Annotated in this window: 12 protein-coding genes and 2 pseudogenes; 6 read left to right on the top strand and 8 right to left on the bottom strand. The window is 40.7% G+C overall.

Features of this window, described 5'->3' with window-relative positions; all coding sequences use genetic code 11:
* The first annotated feature begins 156 nt into the window (after positions 1 to 156).
* A complete protein-coding gene (locus tag FYJ45_RS04805) occupies positions 157 to 732 on the top strand; it encodes a hypothetical protein (RefSeq protein ID WP_154463691.1) in 576 nt (191 codons plus the stop codon).
* A gap of 197 nt (positions 733 to 929) precedes the next feature.
* Here the strand turns inward: FYJ45_RS04805 and FYJ45_RS04810 are convergent, their stop codons facing one another.
* Genes FYJ45_RS04810 through FYJ45_RS04820 form a run of 3 tightly spaced genes read right to left on the bottom strand, consistent with a single transcriptional unit; the run spans position 930 to position 3880 of the window.
* Complete coding sequence (locus FYJ45_RS04810) at positions 930 to 2837, bottom strand: glycosyltransferase (RefSeq protein WP_154463692.1); 1908 nt, start codon at positions 2835 to 2837, stop codon at positions 930 to 932.
* Between the two features lie 6 nt (positions 2838 to 2843).
* Positions 2844 to 3401, bottom strand: a complete 558-nt coding sequence (locus tag FYJ45_RS04815) for a hypothetical protein (RefSeq protein WP_154463693.1) — start codon at positions 3399 to 3401, stop codon at positions 2844 to 2846.
* A 59-nt stretch (positions 3402 to 3460) separates the two neighbouring features.
* Complete coding sequence (locus FYJ45_RS04820; protein WP_235930572.1) at positions 3461 to 3880, bottom strand: EAL domain-containing protein; 420 nt, start codon at positions 3878 to 3880, stop codon at positions 3461 to 3463.
* A 223-nt stretch (positions 3881 to 4103) separates the two neighbouring features.
* Here FYJ45_RS04820 and FYJ45_RS33055 point away from each other — a divergent pair.
* Both FYJ45_RS33055 and FYJ45_RS33060 read left to right on the top strand, forming a co-directional pair.
* A pseudogene (locus FYJ45_RS33055) lies at positions 4104 to 4259 on the top strand (IS66 family transposase); the annotation flags it as partial.
* Positions 4260 to 4274: 15 nt separating this feature from the next.
* Positions 4275 to 4436, top strand: coding sequence for a transposase domain-containing protein (locus tag FYJ45_RS33060; protein WP_408609486.1), 162 nt, complete (start codon positions 4275 to 4277; stop codon positions 4434 to 4436).
* 224 nt (positions 4437 to 4660) lie between these two features.
* Here the strand turns inward: FYJ45_RS33060 and FYJ45_RS04830 are convergent, their stop codons facing one another.
* Positions 4661 to 6034 carry an MFS transporter gene (locus FYJ45_RS04830; protein WP_154463695.1) on the bottom strand — a complete coding sequence of 458 codons (1374 nt, stop codon included), beginning with the start codon at positions 6032 to 6034 and terminating at the stop codon, positions 4661 to 4663.
* Between the two features lie 22 nt (positions 6035 to 6056).
* Positions 6057 to 8897 carry a glycoside hydrolase family 2 TIM barrel-domain containing protein gene (locus FYJ45_RS04835; protein WP_235930573.1) on the bottom strand — a complete coding sequence of 947 codons (2841 nt, stop codon included), beginning with the start codon at positions 8895 to 8897 and terminating at the stop codon, positions 6057 to 6059.
* 248 nt (positions 8898 to 9145) lie between these two features.
* Between FYJ45_RS04835 and FYJ45_RS04840 the strand changes: the two genes are divergently transcribed.
* Entirely contained in the window at positions 9146 to 10024 is an 879-nt protein-coding gene (locus FYJ45_RS04840) for a helix-turn-helix domain-containing protein (protein ID WP_154463696.1), read from the top strand.
* On the opposite strand, the pseudogene FYJ45_RS30330 reads toward FYJ45_RS04840, so the two are convergent.
* Both FYJ45_RS30330 and FYJ45_RS04855 read right to left on the bottom strand, forming a co-directional pair.
* Positions 10021 to 10723 (bottom strand): annotated as a pseudogene (locus tag FYJ45_RS30330) (GDP-mannose 4,6-dehydratase). The gene FYJ45_RS04840 and the pseudogene FYJ45_RS30330 overlap by 4 nt on opposite strands.
* A gap of 32 nt (positions 10724 to 10755) precedes the next feature.
* The gene (locus FYJ45_RS04855; RefSeq protein WP_154463697.1) at positions 10756 to 11583 is read right to left on the bottom strand and encodes an AraC family transcriptional regulator; all 828 of its coding nucleotides are present in this window, start codon (positions 11581 to 11583) and stop codon (positions 10756 to 10758) included.
* Positions 11584 to 12119: 536 nt separating this feature from the next.
* On the opposite strand from FYJ45_RS04855, the gene tnpA reads away from it, so the two are divergent.
* Positions 12120 to 12395, top strand: a complete 276-nt coding sequence (tnpA, locus tag FYJ45_RS04860) for an IS66 family insertion sequence element accessory protein TnpA (RefSeq protein ID WP_154463698.1) — start codon at positions 12120 to 12122, stop codon at positions 12393 to 12395.
* Between the two features lie 353 nt (positions 12396 to 12748).
* Here tnpA and FYJ45_RS04865 read toward each other — a convergent pair whose 3' ends face one another.
* The gene (locus FYJ45_RS04865; RefSeq protein ID WP_195841662.1) at positions 12749 to 13144 is read right to left on the bottom strand and encodes a tyrosine-type recombinase/integrase; all 396 of its coding nucleotides are present in this window, start codon (positions 13142 to 13144) and stop codon (positions 12749 to 12751) included.
* Positions 13145 to 13346: 202 nt separating this feature from the next.
* Between FYJ45_RS04865 and FYJ45_RS31345 the strand changes: the two genes are divergently transcribed.
* On the top strand, positions 13347 to 13616 hold the full coding sequence (locus FYJ45_RS31345) for an IS66 family transposase (protein ID WP_154463700.1): 270 nt from the start codon (positions 13347 to 13349) through the stop codon (positions 13614 to 13616).
* Positions 13617 to 13630 lie beyond the last annotated feature (14 nt).

The raw sequence follows: 13630 nt of genomic DNA on the forward strand, positions 1-13630 counted from the left end.
TTTATGCACTCTTGAATCACTTTCTTACGTACTGTGCAGTAAATGCACAGTACTGAGTGAACAGTAACTCACCTTCTCCGCCTTTATCATACCCTTGATTTCAGGCGCGGAATATGGTAAGTTGAATAGGAACATAACCGGAAAGGTACGATAGTGATGATAAAAACAGGAAAGACAGGCCTTCTGGCCGCCGCGTTTCTGGCTGCCGCACTGCTTGCGGGCTGCGGAAAGAATGCGGAGCTGGATAAATTTCATACGGAAATGGAAAATTTTACCCAACAGGCGAACGAAACCTTTGATGTGCTTAATAATATTGATCCGGAATCTGATACCGCGATGGAGGATATGCTTACCGCGCTTGACGATCTGGCGGCGGAATTCAATACGCTGGCGGAAATTGAGGTGCCCAGGCAGTTTTCCGCAATAGAGAACCTCGCTGATGAGGCAGGGGACAATATGTCCCAGGCGGCAAGCCTGTACCGGGAAGCCTATGGCGGAGAAGAATATAACGAAAATGTGGCCGCTGCCGCCGCTGAATATTATAACAGAGCAATAAAGCGGATCAATTATATCTCAGAGATTCTGCAGGGAGAGATGCCTACGGATGATTCCATAGTTATTACTACGGAAAACGATGCGCCTGGCTTTAAAGAGGATGCCGAAGAAGGGGGAACGCAGACGGGTGATACCGGTGCCGAAGGCGGTGAGGACGGAACCCCGGCTGCGGAATAACCTTCTGAAGGCTCCATGGAGTATGGAAACAGAAAAAACAAAAAGTCTTTCAGTGCTTTCGCATTGAAGGACTTTTTTTGATGGTCATTTTATCTGTTTTCCCTGCAAGTCAGTTCTGTTACCTCCAGTTTGAATATACAGGCATTCTCCGGCAGAGAGTTTTGGTCTTCCGCGAATTTTCTCCGCGGTTTTCTCCTCTAATTCCAATAGGCAGTGTTCATTCTGTCATATACGGTATCCATCAGTTCCACGGTCTGCTGCCGTTTGTTGGCACTTTCGGCAGGATACACCGGAGGGAGTATTTTCAGGGTAAGGCAGGGCCTGCGCTTCAGGATACCAATCAGACCGCCGGGCTGTCTGTAGGAAATCACCATGGGAAGTACCGGCACGCCGGTTTCACAGGCGGTAAGGAAGGCTCCCCGTTTGAATCCGCGGATTCCCTGATAATAAGGATGCAGCACCACCTCCGGATAATAATGGAGCAGGTTTCCGTTCTGCACCCATTTCCTCGTCGCCTCCATAAAGCGTTTGAAACCCTGCTTGCTCTCCGGAATTGGAATAGCGCCCAGCAGACGTATAATATGGCGTATCAGCGGTATCCGGAAGTTGGATTCCAGCGTGGGGAAACATACATTACGGCTGCGCAGCACATAGGAAACCATGATGCAATCCAACAGATGCACATGATTGCATACGGTGACAGCCCCGCCCTTTATGGCCTTCAGATTTTCCTTTCCTTCTATTTTCAGCCCCCAGATAGGTTTGATTATCAGCGCTACCAGCAGGTAAATGATAAGGCGTATCAGCCCTCCGCCCAGGATAAACAGAGGATTTGCAGGAAAAAAGTTATAATTTCTCCGCACCTTGAAATGTAAGGGCGTCCACATCTTAATCAGATGCTTTTCTTCATATACGACACCGTCCCTGCTCTTGCCTTCCTGCGTGAATTTCCTGCAGTTTTCAATCCGCCGGTTTTCCCTGTGAAAGTCTCTCAGTTCCTCTTCAAACATCTGCTCCATTTGCCGGACACAGCCATCCAGAGCGAAATTCTTTCCATGTTCGCTGTATTCTACTTCCATACGCGCGCGCTCTGCAGGTTCACTCAGCCAGTAATCGATCTTTGCGGCAAGATCGTCGCTGCTGCCGGCCTGGAACAGGCTTCTTTCATCCAGGGCAAACTGCGGAGTGGCCGATTTGGGACTGTTGGCGATTACCGGGACGATGCCGCTGGAAAATGCCTCAATACAGGAGATAGCCTCAATTTCCGCATCCGCCGCATGGACATACACATCCGTTTCGGAAAGCAGGTTCACCAGCTGTTCATGGGAGAAGAACCGCATGACTGGTTTATTGGTCAGCTTCTGGGAACGCAGGCGGTAGCTTCCGTATTTCAGCCCCTGTCCTGCAAGCACCAGCTGAATACGTGATTCATATCGGGATTTGGCGATGGCGTCAATCAGCACATCCTGCCGTTTTTCATTGGAAAGCCTGCCGATCATGAGCACAATGAATTTATCCTTAAGCTTATCTGATTTCTTCTTTTTCCGGTAAACAAAGTCCGGATCCACACCATTGGAAATCACATGAAGCTTTGCAGTATAGTGATTCGCCTTCAATTCCTCCGCTATAAATGTACTGGGGCAATGGATATGGCGGAAATTCTTATAAAAATTGTCCCAGAAAAAACGGTACAGCCAGGCATTCACATTCTTCTGGCGGCCCAGATGCAGCGTATAGGTAATGTTTTCCGGCTGCACATGGAATGCGGCGGTATGGGGCACGCCCATTTCCTGAGCGATATGCAGCCCCCTTATGCCGAGCCAGAAGGGAAGCAGGAAATGCACCAGATCCGCCCAGCCAATGGCTTCCTTAAGCACCTCTTCGTCCGGCTTGGCAAAGACCATTCCCTGCTTTGTTACGATATGGTGTACGATAGGCGGCAGAAAATATTCCTTCACCAGGTACTTCCCATTGCCGGAATTTCCTGTACTGACCACTCTGACCTCATGTCCGTGTGCATTCAGCGTGTGCGCCAGGCGCTGGGCAGTCATTGTGGTTCCGTTATTTCCTCTGTCATATTGATCGATTACTAATAAAATTTTCATATTTATTTACCAAGTATATTTCTTAAAATGCAGTTCTCTCAGGTCGCGCACTATCAGATAAGCAGCGGCATTTACAAAGAGAAACACCAGCAGGTTTACCCTGAATCCATGGCTGCCGGGAATCAGCGCATTGATTAGGAGTGTCAGAAGAAGCCAGCCTCCGTATACCAGTATCTGGAAAAGCTTCTGTCTCATATGGAACAGCCTTTGGTAGAAATATTTGGATAAAAACCATGCAACCAGGGGAATGACAGCCAGTTCAAGCACATAGGTCAGGGAAATGGGGATAAGCAGCACCGCATCCTCCCCGCCTGACAACGCTGAAACTGCCACCACTGCAACAAGAAGCAGATGATAACAGCAAAATACCTGTACCGCACGCTCTAATGTAAAAATATACCTTTCACAGACGGTCTGATACTCTTCCATATTACTGGCTTTTTTCCGGGCATATTCCTCCGGCGGACATCCCAGCGCCTCCTCCATGGATTGTTCCTTTTTGATGGCGGCCTTTGCAGTTTTTACCAGTTCCTCTCTGTTTTTTTCCAGTTCATATGCACACATGCGTTCTTCCTGGAGATGCTCGCTGATTTCTGTAATGATATCTTCATTGCGTTTCTCCTCTATTCTTCCGTTTTTCTCGCTATAAACAGTTCAAAAGCATCTTCCGGCATGGGTTTTGCAAAATAATAGCCCTGACCGATATCGCAGTGTATGGAATGTATGAATTCCGCCTGGTCCGCATCCTCCATACCTTCCGTTACCGTAGTAATCTGAAGCTCCCGCGCCAAAGTGATGATATTTTTCATAATGATATCCCGCTTTTCCTTCTCAGCCGTGTCGGAAAGGGAAACTCTGTCCAGCTTCAGTTCGTCAAAATCCAGCTCCTTTAAAATGTTCAAAGAAGAATATCCGCTTCCGAAATCATCCATGGAAACGGCAAAGCCCATCTTATGCAGTTCCCGGACAAGAGCCTTCATGATTCTTGACTGATTGACCGAAATACAGATATCGGCATACCCGTTTTTCTCAAGCCGGTTCAAAAAGGACAGGCTTCCTCCAGCATATACATATCCAAATCAGTAATAAAACCGTTTTGTTCAAATACAGGTATAAATTCGTCAGGATATATCCCAGCGCACAAGAGCCTCTGCACCGCAAACAAGTGCTGTAAGGATTCCTGCCGCTACGATAATCTGTTTTTTCAGGTTCCTGTCCTCTTTCATGATCTTCTCCAAAAGCGAATGGTATTTCGCCTTTCCATGTATGTATTTGTTGAGTATAAATGACAGACAATATGCTTATTATAACCTAACCGATCATTTTTGTACAGCTTATGAAAATTCAAACAGCGCCGAAAGGCGCTGGATCCGCCCGGTGGTAGTTGGCAGAAAGAATTGGCTGTTCTCCGACACAGTGAACGGAGCGGAGGCCAGCATGGGCATCTATATGGTCGTGGAGATGGCAAAACTTCATGGTCTGGATCCGTATAAGTATATGAAGTACGTCCTGGAGCAGCGGCCTGACTACAGATCATCCGACGAAGATTTAGAGAAACTTGCGCCGTGGTCGGCCAATGTTCAGGAAGTATGCAGGTAAATTTTATTCTGATTTAATGTATAGATTTATTCCGGGGTGAATTACCCCGGATTTTAAGCGCTTACGATTTTTATTTTGAATTTCACTCTATTACTTGGAATTTCTCCAAAAAGCACGAACGCCACAGATTAAAAAAACCTGTGACATTCATATAAATAATATTTTATTTTTCACCTATTCATAAACAACTCAGATAGCTAAACATTCTTCATTGTCAACTGACATTAAGCTTTTCTTGCCTCTCTTAATTCTGCATTTGCCTTTTCCACTTTCATTTTAGACATAATGAATGTAATTAAAAGTGTAATAATTACTGGCAACCATAAATACATAATATGTAACATGTTAATTGCAGAATCCGGCTGAACAGCTAATGTTCCTTTATATCCAGCAAGTTCTAATAACCATCCCTGAATAGCAACGCCAAGACCACCACCAAGTTTTACTCCTAATGATGTACAAGAGTACATTGTACCTTCCACACGTTTTCCTTTTGTAAAATAAGTATACTGAGAACATTCTGCAATCACAGCGTTCATATCTCCCTGCCATGGTCCCATACCAAATGCCGCCACTCCTGTAAACAGGAACATCAACGGAATATTTCCCATATAAGCTGCTACTACCACTAAAGCACGTCCAAGTGTACCAACAGCATAACCATACATATTTAATTTATACATGCCTTTCCACTTTGAAACAAGAGATGGAGTAATAATAAGTGCAATGATTAATGGGATATTAATGGCCCATGCAAAATAGGAGAAAAGGTTTTCATTTCCCATGACATATTTCATGTAATATGTACCAACACCAAGCATCGCACTATATAACTGTTGAAGAATGTATGTTGCGCAGATCATTAAATAATACTTATTTGCAACCAATAACTTCGCAGCATCGATCAAACTATATTTTTCATCACCAGCCGCTTTATCTGCATTTTCATCATCTTCCCTCAATTCTTCATCAGACAACTCTTTTACGGAGAATACAGAAAGTGTATTTGTGATTACACCAAGGATTGCATAAATAATTGCAACCATTCTCCATGCTTCTGCTCCACCGCCAAGTTTTGCAACAAAACCGATTGTAATAGCCTGGATTAGTAGACTTGTTGAGAATGCAAAAATAAATCGGAAGGAGCCCATTTCCACACGTTCTTTATTGTTTTTAGTTACTAAAGACGTAAGTGCAGAATATGCAATATTGTTTGCCGTGTAGAATACTGCATTTAATAATGTATAACAAATGAAGAACCACGCATACTGTGCTGTCTTTCCAAGGCTCGTTGGAATAGCGAAGATTCCTACAAGAGTAATGGCACATCCAAAATATCCATAAAGCATCCACGGTCTTGCTTTACCCATCCTGCTTTTTGTTTTATCAATCATTGATCCAAAGAATAAATCCGTTACACCATCAAACAACTTTGATACAGCAATCAATGTTCCTACGATACCTGCATTTAATCCAACTGTATCGGTCAGATAAATCATTACAAACGATGTAAGAAATGCATACACGACGTTCCCAGCGATATCGCCAGATCCATATCCGACTTTGTTATACCATTTTAAATACTTCTTTTCGTTCATTTTCTCTCTTTCCTCTCATATTTTATTTATTTGTAAGTTTTTTTATCTTGAATTTGCAACTTACCTCTTTTTCTGAAAAACGATATTTTTCTGACAAATCAGGTCCACAGGAAGCTGTTCCAAGACCAGATACCTTGTAGTCAATACGTACATGTACATTTCCATCTGCATGTAACTCGTCTGTATGTTTTGCCTGATCTAAATCTTCAATTGTATATTTTGAAACATTACATTCAAAATCATCTTCTGATTGAAACTCTAAATTGCCCAATGTAAGTCGTTTTACATTCATATGATTTCCGTGTTCTTGCGGGAATACGTAATTTACATACTCAGAATCCACATCACTTTTATACGTCCCAACGCTTGCACAGTGACACATATCACAGTAGTTTTCCCATGGTCCTCTTCCATAGTAAGAAAATGCACTTGCCTGTTCTGTTAAAGTAAATTCCATACCTAATCTAGGCATCCATGTTGCATCTTCTCTAATCTTTCCGTTAAATCCAATTTCTACCGTTCCAGCTACTGTTATTTTGATTTCCATATCATATAACAATACTGGTTTTCTAGAAATTCCTGCTAAAGATCCCTTAAGAAGAATTTTGTCATCACAAATATCACATTCATATATTTTTGTAAATGCACAGTCAAGGTTTTCACCCTGCCAGATATTCACATTTGCCCAGAATGGTCTCATCTTCGCATCATTATCTGTTGTTGCACGGAACATGGAGATTTTGCTCGTTCCAGCTAATTGTTCCACCCCATCTATAATCATGCTTGTGAATCCGCCGTAAAGTTTAGAAAATACGTATTGGAATCCTTCTCCTGAAGCGTAAATATGATACTCGTCTTCTGTTAATGTAAGTGATTTTTCCCTTACAGTTTCTTCTACTTTTTTATATGGAAGTTCATGTTGTGTCTGTGCGCATTCTTTTTCTGCCTTTGTTAATCTGGTATTCAAATACACGCCGTATCGGCAAGTAGTTTCTTCATATGGAATTTCCAATGCTACGCTTTCGTGAGGTGCCACATCTAACTTGAGAGTTACTTCTTCTTTCTTGACACCATCTACTTCTACCCAATATGTAAAGTCATATTCATTCAGATTTGAAAAATCAAGGCGATTAAATACGCGAAGCACTCCCTCTTCATAAGATGTGCGAATTGGTTGGAATGCTGCTTTTGCTTCCATAGTTCCTGCTTTAAATGTTCTATCTGCAAATACAAGGCCATCACAGCAGAAATTACCATCATGTGTTAATTCTCCTTCAAAATCTCCGCCGTATTTCGCAACACCATCTACCATAACAACATGATCCGCCCATTCCCAAATACATCCACCGATTAATTTTGGATATTTATCAAAGATTTCATTATATTCGTATACATCCCCAGGACCATTCCCCATTGCATGAGAATATTCACATAAAAATACTGGCATACAAATATCATTTGTAACTGCTGCTTTTTCTAACTCTTCAAAGCTGATATACATTCTTGAATATACGTCCGCATTATGAATTTGTTCTTTTCTAGAGGCATCTTCACAGTGAATCAATCTTGAGTTATCACGGCTTCTTGTCCAACGAATCATTGCTACATGGTTCACTCCATGGCCACTTTCATTTCCTGTAGACCACATAATAATGCTTGCATAATTTTTGAATGTTTCTACCATTCTTTCCATACGTTCTATATGTTCACCTTGCCATTCTAAAGTAGATGCAGGCCAGTCATTGGACTCCATATCAAAATGGTATTCTACATTTGGTAAACGGCGCAGGAATCCGTGGGTTTCAATATCGGTTTCACAAATGACATACAAACCGATTTCGTCACACATCTCCATGAATTTCGGTGTTGGTGGATAATGTGCGGTACGAACACAATTTATATTTAATTCCTTCATTAAGAGCAAGTCTTTACGAAGTTCTTCGTCTGTCTGGCACCATCCATTGTATTGATGCGTATCATGATGGTTTACACCATGAAGTTTGACTGACACCCCGTTAATTAATAATTCGTATTGGCTAGAAACTTCTATTTTTCTCATACCAATACGGAACTTTACTTCTTCTCCATTTCTCTTTAATACCACATCATAAAGAGCCGGTTTTTCTGCATTCCATAAAACCGGATTTTCTACTTCATAGGTAAATTCATTTTCCATCTGTGTTTGTACTAACTCTTTACCTTCAAAAGCAATAGATACCTCGCAAATACCTTCCGTCACGACATGAATTGTTTTTTCATTTGGAATGATTTGTACATCTTCCATATGACCAATTGGCCTTTGCAAAATATAGGTATCTCTGAAAATACCATTAAAACGAAAGAAATCCTGATCTTCCAAATAACTACCGCAACACCATTTTAAAACTTTGACAGTTACTTTATTTGTTCCTTCTTTCACATAATCTGTGATATCGAATTCTGCTTGTAGATGGCTTCCTTGTGTAAATCCAACATAGTTATCATTAATATAAAGGTATGCACAAGAAGAAACACCTTCAAATAGGTAGTACACTTTCCCCCATTTTTTCTCAAGTTCAAATTCTCTTTCATACACTCCACAAGGATTATCCGTTGGTACGTAAGGTGGATCGCATGGATATGGATAGTTAATGTTTGTGTAGTTCGGATTTTCATATCCATGCAATTGCCAGCAAGATGGAACAGTTATCGTATCCCACTGCTCAATCTTTTCTGGCACATCGATATCTCGATTAAAATAGGCAAATTCCCATTCCCCATTTAATAACAAGTATTGAGAACATCCGCCCGGAATATAGTAACTTCTTGGAGATTTTCTACTCTCACTTGTAAATTGAATATTTTCATAGAATCTCATCATCATTTCATTCCTTTCTTATAATCCTATTTTTTACTTTTGATACGATTTTGACTACATGCATTTTTTTAGACACTGTTATTTAACAGTTTCGATTAGATATCATATCTTTATTTTCTTATGTCATACTTATTCTTGTTAATATTAGTATAATATTATTATGTCTCCTTTTCCATAAATGCTATTAGACAAAACATGCACAAAATGATACTATATTATTAAGAATATTCTTCATCAGAAAGAGGTGACACTTCATGTATACAGATTCCGCCTATTGGCATAATAAACTCCTGGATTTCAAGGACAAAAGCAGACCACTGTTCGTAAGCAGTTGTGGTACATACCATTTATTTACCTGCCCTAAACTTCCAACCCATCGCCCCCGTGGTCGTCTGGACTGGCAGATTCTTTATATCGCATCTGGAAAAGCTCACTTTTACTTCAATGGAGTGGAAGAAATTGTAACTGCCGGTAACATGGTCATTTACCGTCCCAAAGAAGAACAAAGATATTATTATTACGGCATAGACCATACCGAAGTATACTGGGTTCATTTCACTGGAAATGACGTAAAAAATATCATTAGAAAATATGGAATTCCTGATGACGTGCATGTCATCCACACAGGTACCTCGTTGGAATACAAACGAATTTTCACACAAATGATACAGGAGCTCAAATTATGTAAAGAAGACTATGAAGAGCTATTAGTATATTATCTCAAACATCTCCTCATCATGATCCACCGCCTGATCAACGTAAAACCAAAAGGAAAAAACCATGCGCTTATGGAAGAAATGAACTTTGCATTACGATTTTTCCATGAAAATTACAACAAACCAATCTGTATTGAAGAATATGCTGCTACCCATCATATGAGTGTCAGTTGGTTCATTCGCAATTTTAAAGAATATACCCAGTTAACTCCGACACAATATCTTCTTTCTCTCCGCATCTCAAATGCTCAGACACTGTTGGAATCAACCAATTATAATGTCACGGAAATTGCAGAAATCGTAGGATATGACAACCCACTCTACTTTAGTCGTATCTTCAAAAAGCAGAGTGGAATGTCTCCTAGTGACTTCCGTAAGCAATTGCAGAAAAGTGTAACTCCTTCACAATTAAATTAATGATTATCGTAACCGTGTGGATGGCTCTGGTGCCAATTCCACGCGGTTTGAATAATTTCTTTCAGACTACTTCGGCTTCCATCCAAGAATATTCTTTGCTTTTTCACTGGAAGCAATTAACACAGCCTCTCTCTGTCCATTTGGAACCTGCAAAATCAACGGAATCAAGTGGGTTTCAGGATTATGGGCTTCTCCAATTTTACCGCTTACATGAGCACCACAGGCATTAAAGTAGCGCAAGGATACAAATCTAAATCCATGTGCCTTACCCACCCATTTAAACATTTTTTCCATAGATAACTTTGTTTCGCCATAACAATTTGTAGGTTCCGTTTTATCAGTTTCACGAATCGGTACGCTTTCCGGTTCCCCACATATCTTCTCCTCCGCTCCACATGCAGGGGAAATTCCGTTCTCTATTGGTCCTGACACATCACTGTTTGCTCCAATCAACTTTGCACCTGCAAGTACCAGATTCGTAGCTTTTGTCAGTGTATCCAGCGAATAAGCTATTCCTTCCCCAACTACTACATAGTCTGGATTCACATCATTCATTGTAATTCCTGCTTCATATAAAGCATTGTAAAGTCCGGCCTCTCCAATCACATATACAGAACATCCAGGCGCCTGTTCTTTCAAAAATGCAGCTGTCGCAAGCGCACTGGTATAAAAGTGGTCTTCTGCTACATCTAATCCCATTCAAACCTTTTTTTCATTAAAGTTAATCATCTCTATTCCTCACTTTCTTCGTCCATTTGGTAAATGACTTCTTTTTCTTTAAAATCTTTTTTATATTCTCTAGGAGTCATTTTAAACTTTTCTTGAAACACCCTATTAAATGTCCTCTGACTCTGAAATCCTGCTTCGAGACAAATATCTGTAATCGACATGTCTGTATACTCCAAGAGAGAGACTGCATAGTTTAATCTCTGTTCATTCAGATACTGATTAAAATTTGTATGAAAAGTGGACGAAAAGACACGTGATATCGCATATTTACTCACACCTAAATCTTTTGCCATAGAGTCTAAAGTTATTTCCTCTTTAAAATTCTTAGCAATATAATTTACCGTTTGGTATATAACATCATCGCTTTCATAAGTTTCTCTCAAGACCAATTCAAGACAAGGAATGCTTCTGGCTAAAATAATCTGTATATACGCCTGATCCAAAATTTGATTACGTATTTTTTCTTTGTAAAGTTTCATGATTGCCTGACGTATATCAGGATGTACATTCTCCCTTTTAATCACTGGATTCTTAGGACAATACTTCTGCAGTTTATCCATAAAATAACCTGCCATTGACATTTGCGGCGCCAAATAGAACGCCTCATTTTTTCCTTCTCCAAACACCTGGTAATGATGAATAAGGTTAGGAAAAACAATAGCAAAGTCTCCTTTTTCCATAGAATACAATTCACATCCAACTCCGAGAACTAGCGTTCCGCAGGTTACATATACCAATTCCATTCCACTATGAAGGTGCGGTGGAAAATGCTCGGTCGCTTTGTGAATGATATGTAAACTTTCGCTTTTTCTCTCATATAACGAAACCATTCAAATCCCTCCTTTTGCAAGATTTGGCTATTTCTTTTTCACATTTGGCAAGTATTTATTCCTTTTTTGCGATATGATGAAGTTGTAAGAAACAGAAAGGAGAAATAAAAACATGAAAAAAATGATTGAATATTTTCTGAAGTCTATGGAGTTCTACGCTGGTTTCTATAAAGGTAATATTTAAATCTAACTACATATATTATATAGAAACACAGTCATTTACAACTAAATAAACCTTTGAAACTGGCCAATTCTTAGGAACTGGTCTTTTTTTCGTTTCTATAACGGATTATAAAATTTAAGCCTATCTCATTCCATAAATTACATTAGACAAAACATGCACAAAATAATACTTGATTTTTTGCTAGTCTATAGATGGTGGAATGGAGGGCATTTTTATAATGCAATTTCCAAAAAAGAGTAAGCGCTTAATTTAAGGGTGGCTTCCAATCCACTCTCCAGTATGCAATAATGGTTACAGTGCAAGTATTTTACTGTTCAAATAGGCTTGCAATCCCCCAAAGGAGGTAACCCATATGTATGCTGCAAAGAAAACCCCTGAAGAACAATACCAGTTGGTATTGGAGTGCCGCAGGAGCGGTCTGACGGACCGCGACTGGTGCAGGAATAACGGAATCAACCCAAACACTTTTTATACCTGGATCAGCAGGCTTAGTAAGAAAGCGTGCTATGCAATTCCGGAACCTTCTATTTCATCTGTTCCGAATAGCCGTCCGGCTCAGGAGATTGTCAGAGTGGATATTCTGTCAGAGGATCCCCTCCGCAAGTCGGCCCCGCAGGAAAATACTTGAGGTCGGCTATGATCGGTGATATGTATTATTATTCAAGAAATACATTGTAATGATTGTGTATTACAGCGTATTTTGACATTCTTATCAAATAATATTTTATTTCTTTTTTAAGAAATCAGGTATATCATCGTCCTTTTGGGCTTCAATCGATTTATTACTTCCAAACCATGTTTCATTCCATTCACGCAGTTTTTGATCTACTGTTTCTTGCGACATTATGTTTCAAAGTAATCCTCCAACAAAGTCATAAAACCAATTTTCCGTTTACTCATCAAAGACCACCTCCGGGAGCAGCTCTCCGGCAAATGCCTCAAATTTCGTAAGAACGTCTGAGAAGTAATCTCCGCTGTATTTCAGGTATTTAATGCAAGTTCATCTCCAAACGGAATCAGGCACTGCTTACATTTCTTAGTCATGCGGAGAAAGATAAGCTTCCTTTGAAAATCAATATCACTCACCTTGATATTTAGCGCTTCTCCTACCCTTGGAATAAAGCAGTGGAAACCACAGTTTGTCAGATACAACAACAGCTGCCTTATATGATGTATATGCTGTCCCGCGGTATTTACAGAAATCCCAATGCTGACTTCCCTGATCCAGTCTTCGATGACTGGTTCTGGTATTTCTTTTTTACTGCGGCCGATCCGGCATAGATAATCATCGAACAGTCTTACCGTCCTTTTATAGTGCCTATACGCCTCATACCCTAATTCTTTTGCGGAGAGCCATATGGGGCTGGATTTCTCCACTGAAAACCGACCTGTATGTCTCCGGCATCTCACATGCATCTCCCGTTCAGGAAGGCTTGGAATTTTCCTGTCGGTTCAAACGGAACCAGACTGTACCGCCTCAGTTTTTTTACATCAATCCTGGCATAATGTTTGATTGCATTATTCGAACTGTGGCCCAATACCCTTCTGACAGACATGATCGCCCAACTGAATACGACCATTGCAGCCTCTGACTGGAACCATTCAGGAAAAGGATGCGGCAATTGCAAAACTCACGGAGGAAGTGTCTTATCTGCGAAAGAAACTTTTTGGCGCATCTTCTGAAAAACGCCCGGACATTGATCCAAACCAGCTTTCCCTTTTCGATGTTCAGGAGGGAATGGAAATCCCGGTGGCGGACATCGAAGAAGCAGAAGAACCGTTGTCAGGGGGCATATCCGCCAGCGGAAGAAAAAGCTCACGCTGGAAGAACAGCTCCTGCGCTTATTGAAAAAAGCTATGCTA

It is taken from the genome of Eisenbergiella porci, from assembly GCF_009696275.1.
GTDB classification, from domain to species: domain Bacteria; phylum Bacillota; class Clostridia; order Lachnospirales; family Lachnospiraceae; genus Eisenbergiella; species Eisenbergiella porci.